Origin of the sequence: Prevotella merdae (assembly GCF_900290275.1) — a bacterium.
Taxonomy (GTDB): domain Bacteria; phylum Bacteroidota; class Bacteroidia; order Bacteroidales; family Bacteroidaceae; genus Prevotella; species Prevotella merdae.
Genome location: NZ_LT985323.1, coordinates 1,458,003 through 1,481,731, shown reverse-complemented (window position 1 = coordinate 1,481,731; position 23,729 = coordinate 1,458,003). Strand labels below are relative to the sequence as shown.

The 23,729-nt window shown below is 45.0% G+C and carries 19 protein-coding genes; 11 read left to right on the top strand and 8 right to left on the bottom strand.

Annotated elements, in window-relative coordinates:
* Positions 1-170: 170 nt before the first annotated feature.
* Positions 171-1,262, top strand: a complete 1,092-nt coding sequence (mnmA, locus tag C9991_RS05905; RefSeq protein WP_438269187.1) for a tRNA 2-thiouridine(34) synthase MnmA — start codon at positions 171-173, stop codon at positions 1,260-1,262.
* Positions 1,263-1,420: 158 nt separating this feature from the next.
* Here the strand turns inward: mnmA and C9991_RS05900 are convergent, their stop codons facing one another.
* The 4 genes from C9991_RS05900 to C9991_RS05885 all read right to left on the bottom strand — a co-directional run bounded on the left by C9991_RS05900 (position 1,421) and on the right by C9991_RS05885 (position 7,760).
* Positions 1,421-2,788, bottom strand: a complete 1,368-nt coding sequence (locus tag C9991_RS05900) for a sigma-54-dependent transcriptional regulator (protein ID WP_106811627.1) — start codon at positions 2,786-2,788, stop codon at positions 1,421-1,423.
* Positions 2,789-2,860: 72 nt separating this feature from the next.
* Positions 2,861-5,359: an ATP-binding response regulator gene (locus C9991_RS05895; RefSeq protein ID WP_106811626.1), complete on the bottom strand. Its 2,499-nt coding sequence runs from the start codon at positions 5,357-5,359 to the stop codon at positions 2,861-2,863.
* Between the two features lie 183 nt (positions 5,360-5,542).
* Positions 5,543-5,824 (bottom strand): hypothetical protein, encoded by a 282-nt coding sequence (locus C9991_RS05890; RefSeq protein WP_157949373.1) that lies wholly within the window; start codon positions 5,822-5,824, stop codon positions 5,543-5,545.
* A 190-nt stretch (positions 5,825-6,014) separates the two neighbouring features.
* Positions 6,015-7,760 carry a bifunctional metallophosphatase/5'-nucleotidase gene (locus tag C9991_RS05885; RefSeq protein ID WP_232823248.1) on the bottom strand — a complete coding sequence of 582 codons (1,746 nt, stop codon included), beginning with the start codon at positions 7,758-7,760 and terminating at the stop codon, positions 6,015-6,017.
* 172 nt (positions 7,761-7,932) lie between these two features.
* Between C9991_RS05885 and C9991_RS05880 the strand changes: the two genes are divergently transcribed.
* The 3 genes from C9991_RS05880 to C9991_RS05870 are packed head-to-tail and all read left to right on the top strand — an operon-like array spanning position 7,933 to position 11,449.
* Positions 7,933-10,299 (top strand): TonB-dependent receptor, encoded by a 2,367-nt coding sequence (locus C9991_RS05880; RefSeq protein WP_106811624.1) that lies wholly within the window; start codon positions 7,933-7,935, stop codon positions 10,297-10,299.
* Between the two features lie 10 nt (positions 10,300-10,309).
* The gene (gene pnuC, locus C9991_RS05875; RefSeq protein ID WP_106811623.1) at positions 10,310-10,903 is read left to right on the top strand and encodes a nicotinamide riboside transporter PnuC; all 594 of its coding nucleotides are present in this window, start codon (positions 10,310-10,312) and stop codon (positions 10,901-10,903) included.
* A 12-nt stretch (positions 10,904-10,915) separates the two neighbouring features.
* Positions 10,916-11,449: a histidine phosphatase family protein gene (locus tag C9991_RS05870; protein ID WP_106811622.1), complete on the top strand. Its 534-nt coding sequence runs from the start codon at positions 10,916-10,918 to the stop codon at positions 11,447-11,449.
* A 281-nt stretch (positions 11,450-11,730) separates the two neighbouring features.
* On the opposite strand, the gene C9991_RS05865 is transcribed toward C9991_RS05870, so the two are convergent.
* A complete protein-coding gene (locus C9991_RS05865; RefSeq protein ID WP_106811621.1) occupies positions 11,731-12,750 on the bottom strand; it encodes a hypothetical protein in 1,020 nt (339 codons plus the stop codon).
* Positions 12,751-12,948: 198 nt separating this feature from the next.
* On the opposite strand from C9991_RS05865, the gene C9991_RS05860 reads away from it, so the two are divergent.
* Positions 12,949-13,596 (top strand): HdeD family acid-resistance protein, encoded by a 648-nt coding sequence (locus tag C9991_RS05860; protein WP_106811765.1) that lies wholly within the window; start codon positions 12,949-12,951, stop codon positions 13,594-13,596.
* Positions 13,597-13,627: 31 nt separating this feature from the next.
* A complete protein-coding gene (locus tag C9991_RS05855) occupies positions 13,628-15,772 on the top strand; it encodes a polysaccharide lyase 8 family protein (protein ID WP_232823247.1) in 2,145 nt (714 codons plus the stop codon).
* A 326-nt stretch (positions 15,773-16,098) separates the two neighbouring features.
* On the opposite strand, the gene C9991_RS05850 is transcribed toward C9991_RS05855, so the two are convergent.
* Positions 16,099-17,187: a phosphotransferase enzyme family protein gene (locus tag C9991_RS05850; protein WP_106811620.1), complete on the bottom strand. Its 1,089-nt coding sequence runs from the start codon at positions 17,185-17,187 to the stop codon at positions 16,099-16,101.
* A gap of 150 nt (positions 17,188-17,337) precedes the next feature.
* Between C9991_RS05850 and C9991_RS05845 the strand changes: the two genes are divergently transcribed.
* Positions 17,338-18,243: a TraB/GumN family protein gene (locus C9991_RS05845; RefSeq protein WP_106811619.1), complete on the top strand. Its 906-nt coding sequence runs from the start codon at positions 17,338-17,340 to the stop codon at positions 18,241-18,243.
* Positions 18,244-18,504: 261 nt separating this feature from the next.
* Here C9991_RS05845 and C9991_RS05840 read toward each other — a convergent pair whose 3' ends face one another.
* Together C9991_RS05840 and rsmI are read right to left on the bottom strand one after the other, a co-directional pair.
* A complete protein-coding gene (locus C9991_RS05840) occupies positions 18,505-19,359 on the bottom strand; it encodes a Cbp1 family collagen-binding glycoprotein adhesin (RefSeq protein WP_106811618.1) in 855 nt (284 codons plus the stop codon).
* Between the two features lie 60 nt (positions 19,360-19,419).
* Positions 19,420-20,241 carry a 16S rRNA (cytidine(1402)-2'-O)-methyltransferase gene (rsmI, locus tag C9991_RS05835; protein ID WP_106811617.1) on the bottom strand — a complete coding sequence of 274 codons (822 nt, stop codon included), beginning with the start codon at positions 20,239-20,241 and terminating at the stop codon, positions 19,420-19,422.
* Between the two features lie 96 nt (positions 20,242-20,337).
* Here rsmI and C9991_RS05830 point away from each other — a divergent pair, with 96 nt between their 5' ends.
* The 4 genes from C9991_RS05830 (at position 20,338) to fabG (ending at position 23,681) form a co-directional block, all read left to right on the top strand.
* A complete protein-coding gene (locus C9991_RS05830; RefSeq protein ID WP_106811616.1) occupies positions 20,338-20,937 on the top strand; it encodes a thymidine kinase in 600 nt (199 codons plus the stop codon).
* Positions 20,938-21,023: 86 nt separating this feature from the next.
* Positions 21,024-22,100, top strand: coding sequence for an AI-2E family transporter (locus C9991_RS05825; protein WP_106811615.1), 1,077 nt, complete (start codon positions 21,024-21,026; stop codon positions 22,098-22,100).
* A 197-nt stretch (positions 22,101-22,297) separates the two neighbouring features.
* Entirely contained in the window at positions 22,298-22,891 is a 594-nt protein-coding gene (locus C9991_RS05820) for a TetR/AcrR family transcriptional regulator (protein ID WP_106811614.1), read from the top strand.
* A gap of 31 nt (positions 22,892-22,922) precedes the next feature.
* Positions 22,923-23,681 (top strand): 3-oxoacyl-[acyl-carrier-protein] reductase, encoded by a 759-nt coding sequence (gene fabG, locus C9991_RS05815; protein ID WP_106811613.1) that lies wholly within the window; start codon positions 22,923-22,925, stop codon positions 23,679-23,681.
* The last annotated feature ends 48 nt before the right edge of the window (positions 23,682-23,729 follow it).

Below are 23,729 nucleotides of genomic sequence, written 5' to 3'. Positions count from 1 at the left end.
TGTTTGTTTAGGAATATATTTTTTAAGTATGTCTGTACACAGGTGTTTTACACCTACACGTTTTAACACGCTGCAAAGTTACAGCAAAGTTTATTAAAAACGAAATTATAATAGTATATTTTAATGTTTTTGTTTATGTATTTTCAGATATTTACACTACATTTGCAAATATGAACGGAAATATTTTAGATACTGATTTGAAAGACAAGCGCATAGCTGTGCTTTTGTCAGGTGGAGTTGACAGTTCGGTAGTTGTATACGAATTGGCACAACTTGGACTGAATCCCGACTGTTTCTATATAAAGATAGGTCCTGAAGAGCAAGAAGAGTGGGACTGCACAAGCGAGGAAGACCTTGAAATGGCTACGGCTGTTGCAAATAGATTTGGTTGTAAGCTTGAGGTGGTAGACTGCCACCACGAATATTGGGATCAGGTGACACGTTATACAATGGAGAAGGTTAAGGCGGGTTTCACACCCAACCCAGATGTGATGTGCAACCGACTAATCAAGTTTGGTGCCTTTCACGAAAAGCGTGGACACGACTACGACCTTATAGCCACGGGCCATTATGCACAGACCGAAGTGGACAACGATGGTCGCAAATGGCTCGTTACAAGTCCAGACCCAGTAAAGGATCAAACCGATTTTCTGGCTCAGATATACGACTGGCAGCTTAAGAAGGCTCTGTTTCCTATAGGACATTACGAGAAGAACGAGGTGCGCGAAATTGCCGAACGCGAGCATCTTATTAATGCTAAACGCAAGGATTCGCAAGGCATCTGCTTCTTAGGACAGATTAACTACAACGAATACATACGCAGATACCTTGGCGAGCAGCCTGGAGATGTGGTGGAGATGGAAACGGGCAAATGTATTGGCAAGCATCGTGGACTGTGGTTTCACACCATTGGTCAACGCAAGGGTCTTGGCTTTGGCGGCGGTCCGTGGTTTGTTATTAAGAAAGATGTAGCCAACAATATTCTGTATGTGAGCCATGGATACGACCCGCAGACAGCCTATAAGCAGGACTTCATTATACACGACTTCCACTATCTAACATGCGAGGTGCCTATGCAGCACATAACGTTTAAGATTAGACATACACCAGGCTATTTGCCAGGCACTATTGAGCAACTGGAAGACGGACGACTTGCCGTACATGCCGAACAACCAATACATGGCGTAGCGCCAGGCCAGTTCTGTGTGGTGTACGACGAGAAGCATCACCGTTGCTATGGATCGGGAGAAATAACGCTATAACTTCAGATTCAGAATGAGCATATATTAAATGGCAAAGTATATTATATTAAATGACAAAGTATATTATATTAAATGGCAAAGTATATTATATTAAATGGGCAAATAATATTATATACTTTTTGAAGTAAAACAACAGAAATAAAAAGAGCGATTGAGAGCTAAATGCCCAATCGCTCTATTTTGTTGTATATAGTCTTACGGTCTATACCCAGCAAGCGTGCAGCGGCAGCCTTGTTGCCATTGGTCTGTCTTAGGGCAGCAACTATTCGCGAACGCTCGCTATCTTCGTCGTGCAGCGCCATTGTAGGCTCTGGCTGAGACGGAGGCATGGCTTGCGACAGTTCAAGTGGCGTAATATATTTGCCACGTGTCAGCAATACAGCACGCTTTACCACATTGTTAAGCTCGCGCAAATTGCCTGTCCAGGGGTGCGAGGCAAGCATCTCGGCAGCAGCCGAATCGAATCCTTCCACATCGCGGTCGAGTTCCTCGTTGGCATGACGCACAAATAGGTCGGCAAAGAGGAAAAGGTCGGTGCCACGTTCTGACAGCTTTGGCATGTATATAGTAAACTCGTTGATGCGATGGTATAGGTCTTCGCGGAATCCTCCATCAGCAACAGCCTCAGCCAGATTCTCGTTAGTGGCGCACACCAGACGTATGTCTATAGGTATTTCTTCTGTACCTCCTACGGGTCGGATACGACGTTCCTGCAGAGCGCGAAGCAATTGCACCTGCACGTCGTAGCTAAGATTGCCCACCTCGTCAAGGAATAGAGTGCCACCATTAGCCATCTCAAAAGCGCCACGTTTGTCGGTATCGGCACCTGTGAAGGCACCCTTCTTATGACCAAAGAATTCGGATGCCGCCACGTCGCGTGGTATTGCTCCACAGTCGAGAGCAAAGAATGGACGGTCGTGACGCTGACTTAATTCGTGTATTCTGCGTGCCACATACTCCTTGCCAGTGCCAGATGCACCAAGGATGAGCACAGACATCGGCGTCGGGGCAACAAGTTCCACATAGCTGTATAGTTGTCTTGAAGCCTCGCTCTTGCCTTCTATATAGCGCGGCGAATCTTCACGTTTCTGGCTCTTGACTGGATTGTTGCGTACCGGTTTGTCAGGTGCGGCAGGCGTGGCAACCGTCTGTACCGGCTGTGCATTTGCTGCTGAAAGGGCATCCTTTATCTTCTGCAACAAGATGTCGGGCTGTACAGGCTTTGCTATATAGTCGGCAGCACCCGACTTCATTGCAAGCACGGCATTCTGCACTTCGGCATAATTGGTCATCACAATAAATGGAGCATTGTTGTCGTGGTCGCGCATCCATTTCAGCAGACGCAATCCATCATGGTCGGGCAATCGTAAGTCGGACAGCACAAGGTCGGCCGCGTTGTCCACAAGCAGTTTTACTGCCGCGCCCACAGATGTAGCCTTGTCTACCTCAAATCCTTTCTTGCGCAACCAAGTCTGCAACATGGTGCCAAAAGCAATATCGTCTTCTACTATTAATATATGTGGCATATATCTACGAATGTTTTGTTTGTCAATGCAAAGTTAGTCATTTTCCACTTACCAAACACCGTTATCTGCATATTAAACTTGCAATGAGCGCAAGATATCCCTCAGTTTGTCGGCAAGGCGCAAGGCAATATTGGCAATATTCTCCTTGCTTGTGCTGCCTATATGCTCGGGAATTATGGGTGTAAGCCATTCGTTTTCGCCCGGCTGCAACATCTCGAGCAACGGCATAGCCTTATGGGCAGCCCTCGACACATGCTCAATATCCGACGTAGTGGCAAGCAACTCCAGATACTCGGCTACCGAACTGCGTATGCTGTCGGCTATTTGGTTGGCGGCTTCGGTATCACCATCTGCAAACTGCATTATCACGTTGTGCAAGACATCGGCTTCGGCAGCTGTGTCTTCTTCGTGCGCTTCGGCTGGCACATCATCAGGACGTACAAGAATACCAGTTGTCTGACTAATCGTGGCAGCAAGTGTTTGCAATGAAAATGGCTTGAACAGACAAGCATCGAATCCCTCATTGCGCAGTTGTGGCAATATGCTTGGCTCGTGGGCTGTCATTGCCACAAACTTCATAGTAGTATTCCCATTGTCGGCAATGCCACGTAAACGGCGCATCATCTCAGTACCATTTATCTCGGGCATCTCGATGTCGGTGAATACAAGTTGAGGTTTTAGCTTCTGTGCAAGTAGCAAAGCCTCGTCGGCATGTGTGGTTGTAGCCACGTCAAGACGCAATCCACCAATGCGCGACAACATCTCACGCAGCAACTGTATTTGCAACTGGTCGTCGTCGATAACAAGTACAGCAAGGCTGGCAGTAGGTGCATTGTCGATTGTAGAGCGGGTGTCGGTTGGGGGCAAGCAACTATTCTCCACACTCTCCTTTACCATTTCTACAGGAATTGTTACGATAAACTTGGTTCCCCTACCCTTTTGCGAGTTAACCCTTATACTGCCATCAAGCAATTGCACAATCTCGCGGGTTATAGACAGTCCAAGCCCCACACCCTCCTTACCTTGCGCACCGGGCAGACGTGTAAAAGCATTGAATATACGTTGCTGCTCATCGTCGGTCATTCCACATCCTGTATCAACCACACTTATAATCAATCGGTTGCCATTAAGTACTGAGGTTACGGTTATCGAGCCTTGGTCGGTATACTTTATTGCGTTGCTTACCAAATTGTTTACCACTTGTTTAAGGCGCGAAACATCTGAACGGCACATTGTTTTAGGCGATATACGTATGTCGCCATTAAGCTCAAGGTGCTTTGCCATTGCCAAAGGTTGCAATTCAGCCACGCATCCTCCAACAAGCGATGCAGGTTCGAAGCTCGACAAATGTGCCTCTGCCTTGCCATTCTCCAGTTGATGATAGTCGAGCAAGGACGTTACAAGTTGCAGCAGATGCTGTGCCGAGTGCTCAATATTATGCAGATAGTCAACGGCTTTAGGACGGTCTACATAGTCGGAAAGCAAGCTTATGAAGCCGGCAATTGAAGCTGCCGGAGCCTTGATATCGTGGGTAATGGTGAGCAAAAGTCGCTCGCGTTGCTGCATTATTCGCTCTGTCTCGGCCTTTGCAGCCACAATACGGTCGCGGTCACGTCGCTCACGTCGTATGTCGCGCAAAATATTCACAACCAGTATGGCAGCAAGGATTATGGCAAGCAAGCCGAAGGCAAATATCTTTACGATGATAAGACGGTGCGAGCTGACAGTCTGGTCCACAGCCTTGCGCATGGCTTTGTGCTCGTCGGTCTGAATATCCTCAAGCAGTTCGCTTGTTCTTCGTGCTAGCAAAATACTAACACGTTGCAGCCTCTCATTGCGGTTGGCTATCACTATCTGTTGACGGTTATTGGCACGTTGCTCCTCATTGCGTATCTGCGCAAGGGCATTAGCTACGCTGTCAGCAATGTTTAGCCGGTGGTTTATTGTGTCTGTTGGTTGCTGTCGAGCAATCTGCGTAACGCCTATAGTGTCGGAATGTTGACGGCGGAAAGCGTCGCCAAGACGTCTGAAGAATCCGCGTCTGCTCTTCACAATCTCGTATACAGTCTCGTGCTGTTCGTTTCGGCCCGATGTTTTAGGATGGATTACAACCGAGTCGCGTCCGCTGTGCAATGCTTCCACCTTATTATTATAGTATATGTCGCGCTGATCCTTGCCCATTTCGGCAAGGACAAGCAACGTGTTCTCGCGTTTGGCATCGAGCAAGAGAGTGAGTGAGTCGATACGACAACGTTTTAACGAATCGGCTATAAAAGGACGCAACCTGCGCAATTTGTCTTTTGAACTATTGAGTGCCTCATCAAAGTAACGCCACTCGTCTACATCTCCAAGCAGCACCGAACGTTCGGCATTTGCAGTCTCGAACATAGATGCCACAAGCGAGTCGACCAAATCGCGACGCGCCATAAGTTGTTCGGATGCTTGATTGATGCCCGACAACGAGCGTGTGTTGTCGTAGGCCATCAACGTGGCCGACAAAAGTACAATGGCAAGCAAGGCATAACCTATTATTATTTTGATGATTGCTATTTTGGCTCTCGACTTATTCATAACGGTTCAGGATTGAGGATGCAAAATACGACAAAATATACGAGATATGCAAAAGGTTTAAGTCTTATTATGTTAAAAATCAAACAGCCTGTATCTTCTTGTCGAAACAAGACGATACAGGCTGCAGCTGTGTACTACTAAATATGTCAGGAAAAATGCGAATTGTCCTTTTCCTTGGGTCTATTAGACCAAGCTTGCTGAGTCTACCGAAGAAGAATCAACCTGTGTAGAATCGGTTGACATCAACCATGCAGTCTCGTCTGAACTTGGGTTCAACTTGGCTGTTGAGTCGGTTGGTTCTTGAGTAGGCTCCTGAGCAGGCTGTTCTGCCGGTGCAATTGTATCGTTCTCGGTAGAGTCGGTTGCCATTACAAGACCCATTTCTGACTTAGCGCTGTTTGCGAATACACTGCTTACTGATACCATCACCATAGCTGCTATAGCTGCAAAAAATAACTTTTTCATAATCTTTATATTTTTAAGTTGTTAATGTTAATTGTTTACGCCATATAAAATGCAATGGGCGTGCCAACTTTTTACAACATTATCATAACTTACTGATTATCAGACCGTATAGTTATTTTGTACAGAAGCGTGCCATATCTTAAAAGCGTGGAAACCTGTGGAACATGTGTGGAATAATTCCACACATTACCTATTGTTCGTTAGGAAACAACAACGCTCTATCACGCTTGGCTGCGGCATCTGTCCATTCTGATGGAACGAAGCGCCAGTTGCTATGTGGAGCAACATCTACATTACCCTTTGTGCGTACATATTCTATTATATAGTCGCGCAGAGTGTGGTCGCCACGCCAAACAATACGACTCTCTAGCTGGGCTTTCTCTATACCAGCTCCATTGGTAAGCAATCCACCACCGCCTGCAGCACGATAGCTGTTGACAGCCACACGATAATGGTGCGACTCGTCAAACGGTGTTCCGTCTGCCATACTTGTTATTGTTATGCGCTGTCCGGCAGGCTTGGTTACATCCACAATATAGTTTATTCCGGCTGCGCTATCAAGATTGTAGAACGGAGTGGCAAGTCCAAAGAACTTGTCACGACCTGCATCGCCGGTGTTTAAACGCAACAGATGATCGTCGGGAGATGTCATTGTGTTGGTCCAACGCTCATAACTATTCTCAAGATAACTCTTTATTTCCTTGCCCGTGAGGTCGACAACGCACAACTCGTTCTCATAACTGTACAGTTTGTACATATCGCTGAGTGTTGCCGCACCAGCCTTTACGGTTACATCAAACGACAATGGACTGGCAAACGACACATCTGCATGGCTAACCGAAAGCATAACGTCATGGATGAAGTCGACCAAAGAACTGTTGCCAAAGTAGCAATCGCGCGATGTCATAGACGATACGAAACTGCCCACCTCGGTGTTTACATATCGCTTAACCTCGTCTATCTGATTAGCGAAAGCCTTCATATAAGCCTCGTCCACCTTCTTCTGCGATATGTCTACAATGTTTACGCTAACCTTCTTGCTCTTCTTGTCAACCACAAACTCGGCATCAGCCACATTCATGGCATTATTGGCTGGGTTGACAATGATGGTTGTAGAGCCATCGCTGCTCTTTACTTCCTCGTAGTGTACAGCGTGGTCGTGACCATAGAATATAACATCAAAGCCTGGCACACGGCGCGCTATCTCAATGGTAGCGTCGTTTAGGTTGCCATTGGTCTTGCTATGGTCGTGTATGCCAGTGTGGAAGAGTCCGACAATGATATCGGGACGCTCGTTCTTCTTAACTATATCAATCCACTTTTGAGCCGACTCAACGGCATCCTCAAAATGCATTCCGCTCCATAATGTCTCCGATAGCCAAGACGGTACACCAGGTGTAATAAGTCCAATAACGGCAATCTTCACACCATCACGATTGAACACCACATACGGCTTGTAATAAGGCTGCGAGGTAGCGGTATTGGTGATGTTGGCACCAAGCATAGGACAATCAAGCTCCTTAACCCACTTGTCGTACACGGCATGACCAGTCTCTACATCGTGGTTGCCCATTGTATGCACATCGTAACGCATGTAGTTGCTAACCGACGAGGCTATGTTCTCGGTATCGGTACGTACATAATTATAATATGTAACCATGGGCTGACCCTGCAACACGTCGCCTGCATCCATAAGCAACAGACGGTCGCCATAGATTGTACGCAATGAGTCGACATACGACGACACTCTTGCAAGCGAGCCACCTACGGGTTGCTGACGGATAAAGTCGTAAGGAAAGAAACGGCCATGCACGTCGGTCGTCTCTATCATTCTTATCTTCACTGTGCCACGTGCCTTGTTGCCGGCGTAAGTGGCTGTAGAGACAGCAAGCGACATGAACGCTGCTGCCATAATGTTTGCAATGCTTAATTTCATAATGCAAAGATACTGAAAACTTGTCAGCAACTTTCATCCCGTAATGGTTAAAAATGAGGAAATATGGAATACACCATCAAAAAAGCCGAATAAGTTTGCTGATTTTGTTAAAAAGCTATAACTTTGCAAGTCACCCCTTTTATATATTTATATCAGGTATAACAACAAAAGCATGAAAAAGATTATTAGTGCAGCTATGACTGCCGCAATTGCATGCCCATTGGCAACAATTGCGCAGACCAAGCTCGACACAACAAAAGTGCAGAACATCAATGAAGTGGTGGTTAAGGCTGTGAGAGCCCCCAAGACATCACCATTCGCAGTAGCCAACATCAAGAAACAAGAGTTGAAGCAGTTTGCTACAACTGGCAGAGAATTGCCATTCCTTTTCGCACGCACACCAGGCGTTATTGCATGGAGCGAGAATGGAGTTGGTACAGGTACGACATACATGCGTATGCGTGGCGCAGCTGGAAGCCGTATCAACGTTACTGTTGACGGTGTGCCATTGAACTCGCCAGAAGACCAATGCGTATTTTGGGCAAACATGAACAGCTATGCTGCCCTTGCTGGCAGCGTACAGATTCAGCGTGGTATCGGAACATCTACCAATGGCGATGGAGCCTTCGGCGGCAGCATATCGCTTGCTACTGCAGCTCCATCACTTATACCTACTGTAGAGCTAACGGGGTCGTATGGAACTTTTAATACATGGAACACGGGCGTAAACTTCTCTACGGGCCTCATCAAAAACCACCTTATATTCGACGGTGCTTATCATGAAACAAATACAGACGGATTTATACATGGCACATCAGGACGTTCGGGTTCTTATTATGGCGGACTGACTTGGCTTGGCAACAAATTCAAGATTTCGTACAAGAACATTGGCAACTTCGAGAAGACTGGTCAGGCTTGGAATGGTGTGGCTGCTTGCAACTATGATGGCGATACAAGTCTGCGCAACTATGGCATGATGAACTACCGCGACATGTACAACAACGGACTCGGCAAGTTTAACTCGCTATACGAGGAGCTTATATTCCCTGAGACAGAAGGCGGCAAGTTTACTACAAAGAGGTATCAACTGCGCGACGGATCGTATTGGGATAAGACTACCGACAACTTCTACCAGAACCACAACATACTAAACTTCACATGGCAGCCAAGCGAGCACTGGAGCCACAGTCTTACAGCCCACTATACCTACGGACGCGGCTACTACAAGGAGTTTAAACCCGAGAGCGAGCTGGGTAAGAAGTATGGACTTAATATTTATGACAACGAGGGCAACCTCATCAAGTCGGAGGTTGTACGCAAGAAGGGACTTACACAGAACAACTATGGTGCCCTGTACAACATTAACTACAAGGACGAGGCTTGGGATGTCATTGGCGGTTTAAGCATGCAGCTTTTCCGTTGCAACCACTGGGGATACCTTACCTATATTGCCAACGAGGATGTGGAGAAGCAATATCTAAAGAACGGCAAGTATAAGTACTATGACTCGGATGCCGACAAAAACGATTATAGCTGGTTTGTAAAAGCCAACTATACATTCGCTTCTAACTGGAATGTTTTTGCCGACTTGCAGATGCGCTGTGTAAACTATACTACAGACGGTGTGAACGACAAGTTTATCAAGACCAAGAAGGATGGCAAGAAATACTACGAGCAGCACAGACTCGATATAGACAAGAACTATTTCTTCGTAAATCCTAAGGCTGGCATAAGCTATACAGCTAACGGTCATAAGGCTTACGCATCATTGGCTTATGCCAACCGCGAGCCTGAACGCAACAACTTTACTGACAACGGCAACTATCCTACACCTAAACCAGAGCGTCTACTAGACCTTGAATGGGGTTATCAGTACCAAGGCAAGCACTGGTATGCAGGTGTAAACTTCTACTATATGGACTACTTTAACCAGTTTGTACAGACTGGTGCAAAGAGTGATATAGGCGAGGCTCTTACTACAAACGTTAAGAGCAGCTACCGCATGGGAGCTGAACTGACTGCTGGATGGAATCCATTGCCTTGGATTTCGTTTGAGGGCAATGCAGCATTGAGCCGCAACAAGATTAAGAACTTTGACGAGTGTGTGGTGAGCTGGAATGCAGAGGCTGACGGCAGCTATACCGTACACAACCATTACGACAACTCTACGCTTGCATATTCGCCATCGGCCATACTCAACGGATTTGCTGATATACACTTCGCAGGTTTACGTTTCACATGGCATACTAACTTTGTAAGCAGCCAATATTTGGACAACTCGCAGAGCACAGACCGACAGCTGCCATGTTTCTCGCAGACCGATATCAATGCTACATATACATTGAATCTTTGCAAGGACATACTCGGCTTGAAGCAGATTGTACTTGGTGCTGACTTCAATAATATATTCAACCGCCACTACGCTGCATCTGGCTATGTATACTACGATTGGTACAACGACGGCAAACGCTCGTCTACACTGGCTTACATACCAATGGCTGGATTCAACTGCATGGGTCATGTCAGTCTGAAGTTCTAACAACATACTTATGACAGAGTTCATATCACAACATTGGCTCGACATATTCACCACGATACTCGGCATAATATACCTTGTGCTCGAGTATCGTGCGAGTATTGCCTTATGGATTGTAGGCATTATCATGCCTGCACTCGACATCTACCTGTATTGGACACACGGTCTGTATGGCGATGCTGGCATGGCTGTATACTACACCCTTGCAGCTGTATATGGCTATGCTGTTTGGCAGTTTGGCAAGAAACAAGGACAGACAGACAAACAACCATTGCCTGTAACACATATGCGCAAGTCGCTCTATCTGCCTGCATTCGTATTCTTTGCTGTGGCATGGGGCGTCACCTATTATGTGCTTAAGGAGTTTACCAACTCTACCGTTCCACTGCTCGATGCATTCACCAATGCCATGAGTTTTGTTGGACTCTGGGCTTTGGCACGCAAGTATGTGGAGCAATGGCTCTTCTGGATTGCAGTTGATGCCATATGCTTCTATCTGTACATAATAAAGGGCATACCCTTCAAAGCCGGTCTGTATGGCCTGTATACTGTAATTGCTGTCATGGGTTACCTCAAGTGGAAACGAATGGCAGCCAATAATAAATAAACATCTTATAATATGTCTTGCAACCTACTACTTATTAGACACGGTGAAACCGTGGACAATGTGAACCGCATAATGCAAGGTCAAACACCTGGCAGATTGACTGACAACGGTGTAGAACAGGCACGTTTGCTTGGCAAACAACTTGCACATATGCATATTGACGCCTTTGTGTCGAGCGACTTAAAGCGTGCTGTTGATACGTGTATAGAGATTGCCGCTCCACATTTCAACGGCGACAAAGACAAGGCTCTTGCAGCTATCGACCAAACTAAATTGTTACGCGAGCGCGACTGGGGCAGCTTTACTGGCCGATTCATACCCGACCTTAAAGATGCCAAATGGACTGACGACATCGAGTCGCAAGACGATATGTTGCAACGAGCAGCCAAGTTTATAGACTATATACGACGCAACTACGACGGAAAGACGGTGGCTGCTGTGGGACACGGCATTATAAACAAGGCTATACAGGCTGTATTCTACGGCAAAGAAATGAGAGACATAAAGAAGATGGACAACGCCGAAATAAGACGACTGTCATTATAAAAGAACTTACTCTATAGATTGGTACGGATAAGAATGCCGTACCTATTAGCATTAAAAAAGTGCGGACCCTGCTTTGCAGAAGTCCGCACTTAACGCATAAAAGAATTGATTTGAATTTAAATCCTGATAAATCTTTTAACCATTTCTACCTATTAATGTATCTATTGACAACTACTATTAATATCTATATATCATACCAATCGTTCAATCATTGCTTTTATTCGTTATTTATACATTAATCATCACTTATTGTTGCCAATTATATATTAGTGTTGTTACTTTTATCTGCGACTGCCAAACGAGCCTCTTGACGGTGCATTGCCACCTGAAGAGTTGCCACGTGAAGGTGAACTAAATGTGCCACTGCTACGACCTGAACCAAATGAACCGCCTCTACTGCTTCCAAATGATGATGAAGGCTGACTATAACGCGGTGTGAATGTTGGACGAGGACTGCTGTTAGTACGTGGCGACTCATAAGTAGACTGTTGTCTTACAGTTGTACGTGTACTGCTTTCGCGCGTTCCAAACGAACCATTACCATTTCTCATAGAATTGACACGATCGCCCACTGCACCTCCATTGCGATAACCGTTATAGCCATTATTTACATTCGGGGCATTATTGCGATTGCCAAAGCTTCCGTTGCCACGATTGCCAAAGCTTCCGTTGCCACGATTGCCGTTATTACCATTATTGCGATTGCCAAAGCTATTGTTATTGTTCTGCTTAACCATTCCAGCAGGACGATTGCCAAAACTCTGACGATTGCCACGTCCATAATCACCACGGTCGAAGCCATCACGCATACCGAAATAATTTTTGCCATGACGTGGCTTGAAGTCACGTCCATGATACCATGAACGACCGTTATTGTGATGCCAAGAATGGCCTCCGCAATAGCTTACATATACACGCGGACGACTAAAGTAGAAATAGTCACGATACGGATAACGTGCGTATATACCAAATCGCCAATAGCCTCCACTATAGTAGAGAGGACGATAGAAGTAGGCTGCATCGCAGAAAGCACGGTACTGCCAATCGAGCAGAATGTAGCTTAAGTCGAGGTTGCGATAGCGCCAGTAAGAGCCATAGAGGTCGTCTACTGTATTGACACTCATCAGATAGTCGAGGTTTATCTCATAAGCAGCCTCATACTGGGCATCAGTCATATTAAGCTCATATGCCATCTTGTCGGTGAGAAACAGAGCCTGCTGGCGAGCCTGCTCGTAACTCATTGCATTTGCCGTAAACGTAAGCGTAAACAACAAAGCCATTATAGATATAAACCTTTTCATAATATCGTTGTTTTATTTGTTCGACGTATAATGTTGTTTCTTTACACTTGCAAAGTTAGCAATACATAACAACACAACAAAAGGATTTTCCCTAAACACATGGGGAAAATCCCTATAAGACTCAAAACTGTCAATAAGTCAAAAAAAACGCAACCTTTGTTGTTCATATAAATAATAATGTATATATTTGTTGGTATTATGAAAACCTTAGCAAGTTCTTTGCTCCGAGCACTGTGCGCTATAGCAGTCGGAGCGTTGCTCGTTAAATATCGCGAGCAGACAGTAGAGTGGATTACAATAGCCATTGGCGTATTGTTCTTCGTGTCGGGAGTATTCTCGTGTGCCACATACTTTGTAGCACGCGGTAAGAAGTCGGACATTGAGGTATACGATGCTGACGGCCGCAAGCTTACGGTCACACGTCCGGTATTCCCCATCGTAGGATTAGGTAGCCTTATACTTGGCATTATACTTACTATTATGCCCATGGCTTTTGTGAGCTACCTTATGTATCTGCTTGCCGCTATCCTTATATTAGGAGCGGTGAGCCAGTTTGTTAATCTCATAGCAGCCTCACGCATTGCTCACATAGGCTTATACTTTTGGGTAATGCCCGCCCTTACGCTTTTGGTGGGTCTTATTGCCATAATATCGCCTACAAGCATTGCCTCGGCACCGCTGTTTGTAATAGGCTGGACCATGATTGTGTATGGAGTCGTAGAAATGCTCAATGCAATAAAGATATACCAGTTGCAGCGTTTCGTTGAGCGCAACTCGCATAAGATGCCTACCACAACAACCCAAGACACGGCAAACGATACTGATGAAACTGAAAAAAATAAATAGAATACTTAAGACTAAAACAAAACATTCTACTATGACAAAAACCATTAAATTTACAATGCGTCATATATTGACGCTGATGTTTGCACTTGTATGTTGCCTACAAATATCGGCTGCCGACGACTTCGACACCTTTATGAAACGCATACGCAAAGACTCACGCCGCAATCCTAATGTGGAGAAGTGGCTTAAACTGTATGATGCCGAGAAGGGTTCGTTTAGCGATATCGACTACTCGCGTAACGACATAACTAACTGGCCACCACAAAAGCATCTTGAGCGACTTGAAGATTGGGCTGCAGCATATGTAAACGAAAAGAACAAGCACTTTGAAGATGAGACGCTTGCCGATAACATCATCAAAGCGCTGCAATTTTGGCAGGACACCAACCCTAACTGTAAGAACTGGTGGTTCAACCAAATAGCCGAGCCTCAGGCTCTTGGCATTATTCTAATACAGATGCGCGCTGGAAAAAAGCAAGTACCTCAAGAACTTGAGGCTGCCATACTTAAGCGTATGCTTACAGATGGAGGTGATCCAGCAAAATGGACTGGTGCCAACCGCACAGATATATGCCTTCACTGGATTTACCGTTCGTGCCTTGAGCGCAACGAGAAAGATATGCAGAAGGCTATGCAATTGGTATTCGACCCCATACGCTATACCACAAAAGAGGGTTTTCAGCACGATGGCTCTTACTTTCAACATGGCACACAGCTATACATTGGCGGATATGGCGACGAGATATTAAAGGGTGTAACCCAGGTGGCTATGTACGCTCTTGGCACTCAATATGCTTTGGATAACGACAAGGTGCAGCTATTGAGCCACTTTATGCGCGAGACTTATTACCCCTCTATACGTGGCAAGTATATGCTGTATGATGTTATGGGCCGCAGTATGAGCCGCGTTAACACGCTAAACAAAAGTCGCATGGCAATATTTGCACGCCGAATGATAAAGCTCGACCCTACGCATGCCGATGAGTTTAAGCAGATTGTAGAGCGTCTTACTGGTAAGCAACCTGCATCGTATGCAGTAAAACCTACGCACAACCATTACTTCCGCGCCGACTATACAATGCATGTGCGCAAGGGATACACTTTTGATGTGCGAATGGTGTCCAACCGCACTTCTCGTCTTGAGTATGGCAATAAGGAGAACCTTAAGACCTACTTTGTGTCAGACGGCTGCAACGCTTTGGTGAAGAATGGAGATGAATACTTCAATATATTCCCTGCATGGAATTGGACACGTATACCAGGTACCACAGCACCACAAATGCCTGAAGTGCCACTTGCACAACACGATTGGCAACAGGAGGGAACATCACAGTTTGCTGGTGGTGTTACCGATTCTATCTACGGTGCTACAGCTTACGCCTACGATGATACTTGGGCTGGCATTAATACAAAAGCAAAGAAGGCATGGTTCTTCTTCGACAACGAGATTGTGTGTCTTGGATCTGGCATTACATCGACTAACGACAACACGGTACTTACTACACTAAACCAGCGTCTTGCACAAAAGACCGACGCCGTGCTTTATGCTGAGGGCAATAAGGTGGTAACAGCTAAAGATGGCGACCACATCAAGGCTTCTAACATCAACTGGGTTAGCCACGACGGCACTGGTTATGTTTTTCCTAATGGTGGCAATGTGATGCTCGACTTCGATACACAAAAAGGCAACTGGAAGGATATTAACCGCAGTATGCCTAACCGTGAGGAAACTTTTCAGGTTTTAGCTCTATCTCTTGACCACGGCATTAAGCCTGCAGATGCCTCATATGCCTACATCGTAGTGCCTGAGGCTGGCGATGCAAAGTCTCTTGATGCCTACTGCAAGAAACAGCATGTCAATATACTAAGCAACACTACCGACATTCAGGCGGTTGAGCAGACTGATCTCGGCATATGGCAGGCTGTATTCCACAAGCCTTCTACTCTCAATGCACGCAACATTACACTTACTGTCGACAAGCCTTGTATTGTTATGGTGCGTCGCCACAACAATGGCAACGTAACGCTGCATGTGGCTGATCCGGCACAGAAGCAGGAACCTATAAACGTGGAGATTAAGCTTAAGGGTAGCCTTAAAAAGGCTGTTAAGCAGATGTGCGACTTTACAGGCACAGGCATATACGCTGGTCAGACTAAGGTATACAAGCTGAAATAAGCTGGAGTATCAGCATAAATAAACGGTCATTACACGAGAATTAATAGCTTGTGTAATGACCGTTTATTTGTTTATTAATAATATTTATTGGCAAAAAGTTGCAAATATCTATTGATTTTATTGGCAAAAAGTTGTATTTTTGCAAACAAAACCCAAGAAAAAAGTTGTTTATATAGCAGTAATTTATTAGAAAAGAGGTATAAGACAAGTAACAATTAATGGTCATTACTCGACAAATAAAATAAACGGTCATTACCCGAGAATTAATAGCTCGTGTAATGACCGTTAATTTGTTTATCGTATGACATTAATATATAATAGGTATATTATGCATTCAGTCCTTCGATAAATTTCTTCATCTCAGCCTCGTGCTCCTTAGCCTTGAGGAAGAGATGCCACTGGTTCTTGGCACGTACGAGGTTGTGCTCAGGATACTTGCACTTCCAATAGTGGTCGCCATTGAGATAGTCCCAAAGGAATCGTACTGCCTGCATATATGGGAACAATTCAGCAGCGTAAGGAAGAAGCGAAATCTCGAGAGGTGTAAGGAATGACGAAGCCGACTCAATGTATCCACGTGTGAAAGCTTCGAAGATATCCATACGAAAGTCTATCTTGTCAAACTCAGGCGAATCCTCGGCAATAGTATTGGCACCAGTGCGCAAGAAGTCACCATAATCGCTAACAAAGAGCGATGGCATAACAGTATCGAGGTCGATAACGCAGAGCACACGGCCATCCTTATCAAACATCATGTTATTCACCTTTGTATCGCAATGGCAAACATGCTTCTTAAGTTTGCCTTCACGGAAAAGACGCTCGCCAAGGCACATCTCCTCGCTATACTTCTCAAGTTCATCAATAAAGTCTTTAACACCAGCTACACGTCCGGCACGGTCTTCCTTTACTGCCTGACGCAATTGGTCGCGACGCAACTCCATATTATGGAAGTTAGGTATTGTCTCGCCAAGACGGTCGGTAATATCTGCAACCTGAGCCTCAAACTTACCAAATGCCTTACCTGCATGATATGAATACTCTGGGTTAACTGTCTCTACAGTGATGGCATCAGGAATAAAGATAGACATACGCCAGAACGTGCCGTCCTCGGTCTTAATATATGTTTTGTCGTTGTCGGCCTTTACGAAAGTCAATACACGACGGTCGATGTCGTCGGCACCTTCCTTCTCAAGCTGCTCGCGGATGTGTGTAGTTACCTCATAGATATTATGCTGCAAGAGGTCTACATCAGTAAATATAGAGTCGTTGATGCGCTGCAAAACATAGTCGGGTGCATCTGGCTCAACGGTGTTCACTTTGTAAGTGTCGTTAATGAGTCCATTGCCCAACGGCTTAACTTCAGAAACGGTGCCTTTAATGTTGAAATGGCTGATAATTTGGTTGAGATTGTTCATTTTATAGCTTGTTTTTAAAATAAATCAGATTTAATGTAGTTAATTATATAGATATTGCGTCATAATATTATAATATGTGTGACGCATTTGCAAAAATACGTAAAAACATTCTTAGTACAAAACTTTGACGGTCATTTAACAATAAATAATATGAAGAAAATCTTAATTTCACTCTTATTTGCGTTGGCTTCTGGTGTTTGCGCCAATGCACAGTTGCTTTATCGTGTATCGGGTGCCGACCTTAAGAAGCCTTCTTATGTGTTCGGTACTTTCCATCTTGCCAACTCTCCATTTGCCGAAGGGATTAATGGCGTACGTCAGGCTCTCGACTCTACCGACCAGGTTTATGGTGAGTTGAATTTTGATTTTATGCTTAATCCTGACAGTATGCAGGTGATGCAAAAACATATGCTCCTGCCTGAGGGCAAGACATTAAAGACTGTACTCACAGCCGATCAGTATAAGAAGCTTGATGCTGTATTGGTCGACTTTATGGGTGTTGGACTAAGCAATCCTATGGTGGCTCAGCAGATGGGACAATTGTCACCTGCCACTCTGCTTACTCAGTTGCAAGTGTTGCAGTATATGAAGGCACATATGGGCGAGTTTGATCCTACCAACCTTATCGACCAGTACTTCCAGAAGCAAGCAAAACAAAACAATGAGAAAGTAGATGGACTTGAGACTCTTTCGTTCCAAGCCAACCTTCTTTACGGCACACCTCTTAAGCGACAGATTGAACAACTCGACTGCTTCCTTAACAATCTTGACTATTATGCACAGCTTACCGAGCGTATGGCTAAGGCTTATTATGCACAGGATCTAAAAGGATTGCTTGATGTTATGAACGAGAAGTTTAACACTACATGTGATGCCACACCTGACGAGACAGCTAAGCTAATAGACAACCGCAATGTTGATTGGGCAAGCCGCATGCCTGCCATTATGAAGACAGCTCCAACATTGTTTGTTGTAGGCGCTGGTCATCTGCCGGGTGATAAAGGTGTATTGAAACTGTTGCAGAACAAGGGATATACTGTAGAGGCTGTTAAGTAAAAAATACAATTAAGCCTAACGTATATTCTACCTTTTACCGAATACAATATGAGGGTGTGTCAAAATAGGAGTTAGAGGAAGTTAAGAAGAAGTTAATCCATCTACGATGGATGGGAGTTAACAGACAAATGCTTTATTTTCAGCAATTTATACATATGTCCGCTAACTTCCGTTAACTTCGGGCGAAGCCCAAACTTCCGTTAACTCCTATTTTGACACACCCTCATATGTTAGCTCATTAAAGCTAACGCTTATATATATTTACTTAACCTGAATAACAAGATACTTGCTTGTAGACCAGAACAACTGCGGGTTGTTGATGCGAAGCACATACATCTTGTTGGCGTCACGCTGCAATGTGTACGAGCTTGACGGATGCATGGTCAATATCTTAGCCGACTTAGAATAGAGCTTTACCTCCTTCTCTATACGGATATCTATCTTGGTGAAGTAGTTCTTGTTGAAGTTCGACTCCAGAACATGCGAACCGTCTATAATGTGTTGGTTCTTAAGTTCCTTCTTTGTACCAAACACATACCATGCGGTATTGAGCTGCTTGTCTTGAGCATTAATGGTCTCTGTCTTCTTAGACGATTCTGTCTGCAATGAAGACACATTGTCGTTAAGCGAATTTACTGTCTTGTCGAGTTCGGCAATATGGATATCCTTAGCATCAAGCTCGGCACGTAGTTGGCGCAATTCCTGATCCTTACTGTCAAGCTGCTTAACAAGGTCTTCTATACTTTTGCGCAACTGATCGCCCTTAACACTCGACTCGCGCATCTGCTGACGCAACTTCTCTATAAGAGCGCGGTTCTGCTTCATTGTACTCTGAATGAACTGGATGTTCTCTACAATCTGGCGGCGCTTGTTGGCACCTTCGCCATCCTTTACAATGTTCACTCTATTCTCAGCCTCGTTAATCTCGCGCAAACCCTCTTGTATCTGGTTGAACGTCTCCATCATGTCATTGATTTCGTTGTCCTTCTGCGAGATAATCTTCTGTAACGAGTCGTTTTGCTCGAAGTTCTCAGTCTGTGGCTTCTTTTGGCTACCTCCGCACGAAGCGAACACTGCTAAAGCCAATGCAAATAGTAAAAAAGAAACGTTTTTCATATTTGTCCGATTTTTATTAGTTATTACTATTGTATATGGTCACAATTTGGTTGCAAACATCTACTCTTCGTTTTCTGCCGAATCCCTAAACTTCTTCTTTTTGAACTCTTCGGGTGCCGCCTCGCGCATAGCATAGCGTTCCTTGTTGCTCAGTTTGGGCTTCTTTTCCTTGGCTTGTGCCTTCAATGCCTTAAGAGCCGACATCTCGCCCTCGCCGCATCCTGCTACCACTATCACTATCTCGCCACGTGGTTCGGTAGATTGAAAGTGATTGATTATTTCTTTAAGAGAGCCTCGCACACTCTCCTCATGTATTTTGGATATCTCGCGACATACGCTGGCTTGGCGATCTTCGCCAAAGACAGAGGCAAACTGCTCTAATGTCTTTACCAATCGATATGGTGACTCATAGAATATCATAGTACGAGTCTCCATGCGCAAAGCATCAAGCAAAGTCTGACGTCCCTTCTTCTGTGGCAAAAAACCCTCAAAGCAGAAACGGTTGCAAGGCAATCCCGACGATACTATAGCTGGAACAAAAGCTGTTGCTCCCGGCAAGCATTGCACGGTTATTCCTGCCTTAGCAGCCTCACGAGATAGAAAGAATCCTGGGTCGCTAATACCTGGAGTGCCTGCATCACTTATAAGCGCAATGGTTTCTCCCGCCTTAAGACGCTCCACAATAGAGGCACTTGTGCCGTGCTCATTAAACTTGTGATGCGATGCAAGACGGTTCTTTATGCCGAAGTGCTGTAGCAATATGCCTGATGTGCGTGTATCTTCTGCAAGCACCAGGTCGGCTTCTTTCAATATACGGATGGCACGCATTGTCATGTCCTCCATATTTCCCACCGGAGTGGGCACAATGTACAATATACCCATATTAGGCGACAAATATAGCTATATTAATCAAGAACAACAAAAAAACAGACTGTTTCTTTGCAATTTTTAAAACGTCTTTGTAATTTTGCACCTATCATGACAGTAAATTTAGTGGGCGAGCAGCATCGCCAAGGTAGAATAGAAGTGATATGCGGATCGATGTTCTCTGGCAAGACCGAGGAATTGATACGCCGTATGAAGCGTGCAAACTTTGCGCGCCAGAGAGTTGTTATATTCAAGCCACAGATAGACAAGCGCTATTCTGAGAAGAATGTAGTGAGCCACGACCGCAATGCCATTCCGTCGACACCGATAGCAAAGGCTGCCGAGATACTGACAAGTTTGAGCCGCAACGACAATGGAACATTCGATATAGAAGTTGTGGGCATCGACGAGGCTCAGTTCTTTGATATGGAGCTGGTGGATATCTGCAACACTCTTGCCAATAATGGCGTGCGTGTTATCATTGCTGGTCTGGACATGGACTTCAAAGGCACTCCATTTGGCCCTATTCCTTCGCTATGTGCTATAGCTGATGAGGTGACAAAGGTTCATGCTATATGCGTAAAGTGTGGTGCACTTGCCTATCTTAGCCACCGTCTTGTACACAACGACAATCAGGTACTCATTGGAGAACAAACCGAATATGAGCCGTTGTGCAGGGAATGCTATAATAGAGTGAAGAACGAAGAGTGAAGAGTGAAGAACGAAGAGTGAAAAGTGAAAAGTGAAAAGTGAAGAGTGAAAAGGGCATACAATTTACACAACAAAAAATCAACAATATGGCAGAACAAAAGATAACATTCGACAAACTTGTAAGGTGGGTCGGCTCTGGCTCGCTTGTACTGGCAGTGCTCTACATTACAAACTATCTTAGCGGTGTGTTGCTGCCATTTTTCATTGCATGGCTCTTTGCCTATCTGCTCTACCCTATGGTAAAGTTCATCCAATACCGTATGAAGGTGAAGGTTAGAGCTCTTGCCATCATCATTGCTATGCTGATTGTACTGAGCGTCATCGGACTTATGATTTACTTCATAATACCTCCTATGATAGACCAGTTTCAGAAACTGTATAGCTATCTTATGCATTGGCTGCACCAAACTACACACACCAACGACCTTACCACTCTTGTAAAGCAATGGCTTGAGCGAAACCAAACAGATATAGAACAGTTCTTCAAGAGTAGCGACTTTAAGGAGACTCTCCGTAACACTATGCCTAAGGTGTTTGCATTCATAAGCCAAACAGCAACCGTAGTGATGAGTGTCGCGGCTTCGTGTATCACCTTATTATATATGTTCTTCATTCTGCTCGACTACGAATTTCTTACAACCAACTGGATTAAGATATTCCCCAAGAAGAACCGACCTTTCTGGCACGCGCTTGCAGGCGATGTAGAACGCGAGCTTAACAACTATATACGTGGCCAGAGTCTTGTGGCGCTGTGTATGGGCATAATGTTCTGCATAGGCTTCAGCATAATGGACTTCCCTATGGCCATTGGCTTGGGCATACTGATTGGCGTAATGGACCTCGTGCCATATCTGCACACATTCGCCATCATCCCAACTGCCTTCCTGGCAATGCTAAAGGCTGCCGACACAGGACAGAATTTCTGGATGGTGTTTGGACTTGCAGTCGGTCTGTTCATTGTTGTTCAGATTATAACCGATATGATTGTAACACCTAAGATAATGGGCAAGGCTATGGGTCTGAACCCTGCTATACTGCTGCTGTCATTATCGGTTTGGGGTGCGCTGTTAGGCTTCATCGGACTGATTATAGCACTTCCTCTAACCACTCTGCTCATTGCTTATTGGCAGCGATATGTTACAAAGGAGCATCAAATAGAGTAAAAATCACACCTATATTATTCGATACTTCACCTACTTTGCTCGTAATTTCCTCTCAAATAATTTGCCCGTATCGAATTATTGCTGTAATTTTGCACACAGATAGAATGATGTGCAACACTATTAGTAGGCACATATATAATTTAGTAGGCACATATATAATAAGGTATAAAGAACAAAAAGGAAGGTAGGTAATTGTTATGTCAATATCCAAGACTCGGCAAAAACTCGTTGATGTGGCAAGGCAACTGTTCGCCAAAAACGGCATAGCCAACACCACTATGAACGACATAGCTGTGGCATCAGGAAAAGGACGCCGCACGCTGTATACATATTTCAACCGAAAGGAAGACGTGTACTCGGCTGTTATCGAGGCTGAATTGGAACGACTTTCAGATAAACTCGACGAGGTGGCTGCTATGAAGATGCGCCCACAAGACAAGATTATCGAGCTTATATACACCCACCTAAGCATGATACGCGAAACTGTGGTGCGCAACGGAAATCTTCGTGCCGAGTTCTTTCGTAATATATGGATGGTGGAAAAGGTGCGAAAGAAGTTTGATGAGGACGAAATTGAATTGTTCCGCAAAGTATATAGCGAGGGCAAACTTGACGGAGAGTTCGATATCGACAACGTTGACCTTGTGGCCGACATAACACACTATTGTATCAAAGGTCTTGAGGTGCCATTCATATACGGACGTATCGGACACGGCATGACCGAAGAAGCGTCGAAGCCGCTTGTTGCTAAAGTGGTATACGGTGCATTAGGAAAAAGAATTAATAATTAATTAATAAACTACAATTAATAATTAAAAGAAAATGGGATTATTAACAGGTAAGACTGCCATCATCACTGGTGCAGCCCGCGGCATCGGAAAAGCTGTCGCTATGAAATTCGCCAAAGAAGGCGCAAACATCGCATTCACCGACCTCGTGCTTAACGACGACATGGCTGCCGGACTTGAGGCTACACGTAAGGAAATCGAGGCTCTCGGCGTTACCTGCCGCGCATATGCCGGCAATGCTGCCGACTTTGAAGAGACTGAGAAGACTGTTAAGCAGATACATGCTGACTTTGGCTCTGTAGACATTCTCGTAAATAACGCTGGTATCACAAAGGACGGTCTGATGCTCCGCATGTCGGAAGCTCAGTGGGATGCTGTACTTAACGTAAACCTTAAATCGGCATTCAACTTTATCCACGCTTGCGCTCCTATCATGCTTCGTCAGCGCAATGGCTCTATCATCAACATGGCTTCTGTTGTAGGTGTTCACGGCAACGCTGGCCAGTGCAACTATGCTGCTTCTAAGGCTGGTATGATTGCCCTCGCCAAGTCTATTGCTCAGGAGCTCGGTCCTAAGGGTGTACGTGCCAACGCTGTTGCTCCTGGATTTATCGAGACTGCCATGACAGCACAGCTCTCTGAGGATATCCGCAAGGATTGGATGAAGAAGATTCCTCTCCGTCGTGGCGGTAAGCCAGAGGACATCGCTAATGTTTGCGCATTCCTCGCTTCGGATATGTCAAGCTATGTTAGCGGTCAGGTTATCCAGATCGATGGTGGCATGAACATGTAATTAACAATTAGTTTCAAAATAAAGAAGGTAGGAGGGTATGGCGAGCCA

What these genes read in the sequence shown, in the direction of transcription:
- mnmA (WP_438269187.1), top strand. Translation starts at nt 171, where the DNA reads ATGAACGGAAATATTTTAGATACTGATTTGAAAGACAAGCGCATAGCT.
- C9991_RS05900 (WP_106811627.1), bottom strand. Translation starts at nt 2,788, where the DNA reads ATGCCACATATATTAATAGTAGAAGACGATATTGCTTTTGGCACCATG.
- C9991_RS05895 (WP_106811626.1), bottom strand. Translation starts at nt 5,359, where the DNA reads ATGAATAAGTCGAGAGCCAAAATAGCAATCATCAAAATAATAATAGGT.
- C9991_RS05890 (WP_157949373.1), bottom strand. Translation starts at nt 5,824, where the DNA reads ATGAAAAAGTTATTTTTTGCAGCTATAGCAGCTATGGTGATGGTATCA.
- C9991_RS05885 (WP_232823248.1), bottom strand. Translation starts at nt 7,760, where the DNA reads ATGAAATTAAGCATTGCAAACATTATGGCAGCAGCGTTCATGTCGCTT.
- C9991_RS05880 (WP_106811624.1), top strand. Translation starts at nt 7,933, where the DNA reads ATGAAAAAGATTATTAGTGCAGCTATGACTGCCGCAATTGCATGCCCA.
- pnuC (WP_106811623.1), top strand. Translation starts at nt 10,310, where the DNA reads ATGACAGAGTTCATATCACAACATTGGCTCGACATATTCACCACGATA.
- C9991_RS05870 (WP_106811622.1), top strand. Translation starts at nt 10,916, where the DNA reads ATGTCTTGCAACCTACTACTTATTAGACACGGTGAAACCGTGGACAAT.
- C9991_RS05865 (WP_106811621.1), bottom strand. Translation starts at nt 12,750, where the DNA reads ATGAAAAGGTTTATATCTATAATGGCTTTGTTGTTTACGCTTACGTTT.
- C9991_RS05860 (WP_106811765.1), top strand. Translation starts at nt 12,949, where the DNA reads ATGAAAACCTTAGCAAGTTCTTTGCTCCGAGCACTGTGCGCTATAGCA.
- C9991_RS05855 (WP_232823247.1), top strand. Translation starts at nt 13,628, where the DNA reads ATGACAAAAACCATTAAATTTACAATGCGTCATATATTGACGCTGATG.
- C9991_RS05850 (WP_106811620.1), bottom strand. Translation starts at nt 17,187, where the DNA reads ATGAACAATCTCAACCAAATTATCAGCCATTTCAACATTAAAGGCACC.
- C9991_RS05845 (WP_106811619.1), top strand. Translation starts at nt 17,338, where the DNA reads ATGAAGAAAATCTTAATTTCACTCTTATTTGCGTTGGCTTCTGGTGTT.
- C9991_RS05840 (WP_106811618.1), bottom strand. Translation starts at nt 19,359, where the DNA reads ATGAAAAACGTTTCTTTTTTACTATTTGCATTGGCTTTAGCAGTGTTC.
- rsmI (WP_106811617.1), bottom strand. Translation starts at nt 20,241, where the DNA reads ATGGGTATATTGTACATTGTGCCCACTCCGGTGGGAAATATGGAGGAC.
- C9991_RS05830 (WP_106811616.1), top strand. Translation starts at nt 20,338, where the DNA reads ATGACAGTAAATTTAGTGGGCGAGCAGCATCGCCAAGGTAGAATAGAA.
- C9991_RS05825 (WP_106811615.1), top strand. Translation starts at nt 21,024, where the DNA reads ATGGCAGAACAAAAGATAACATTCGACAAACTTGTAAGGTGGGTCGGC.
- C9991_RS05820 (WP_106811614.1), top strand. Translation starts at nt 22,298, where the DNA reads ATGTCAATATCCAAGACTCGGCAAAAACTCGTTGATGTGGCAAGGCAA.
- fabG (WP_106811613.1), top strand. Translation starts at nt 22,923, where the DNA reads ATGGGATTATTAACAGGTAAGACTGCCATCATCACTGGTGCAGCCCGC.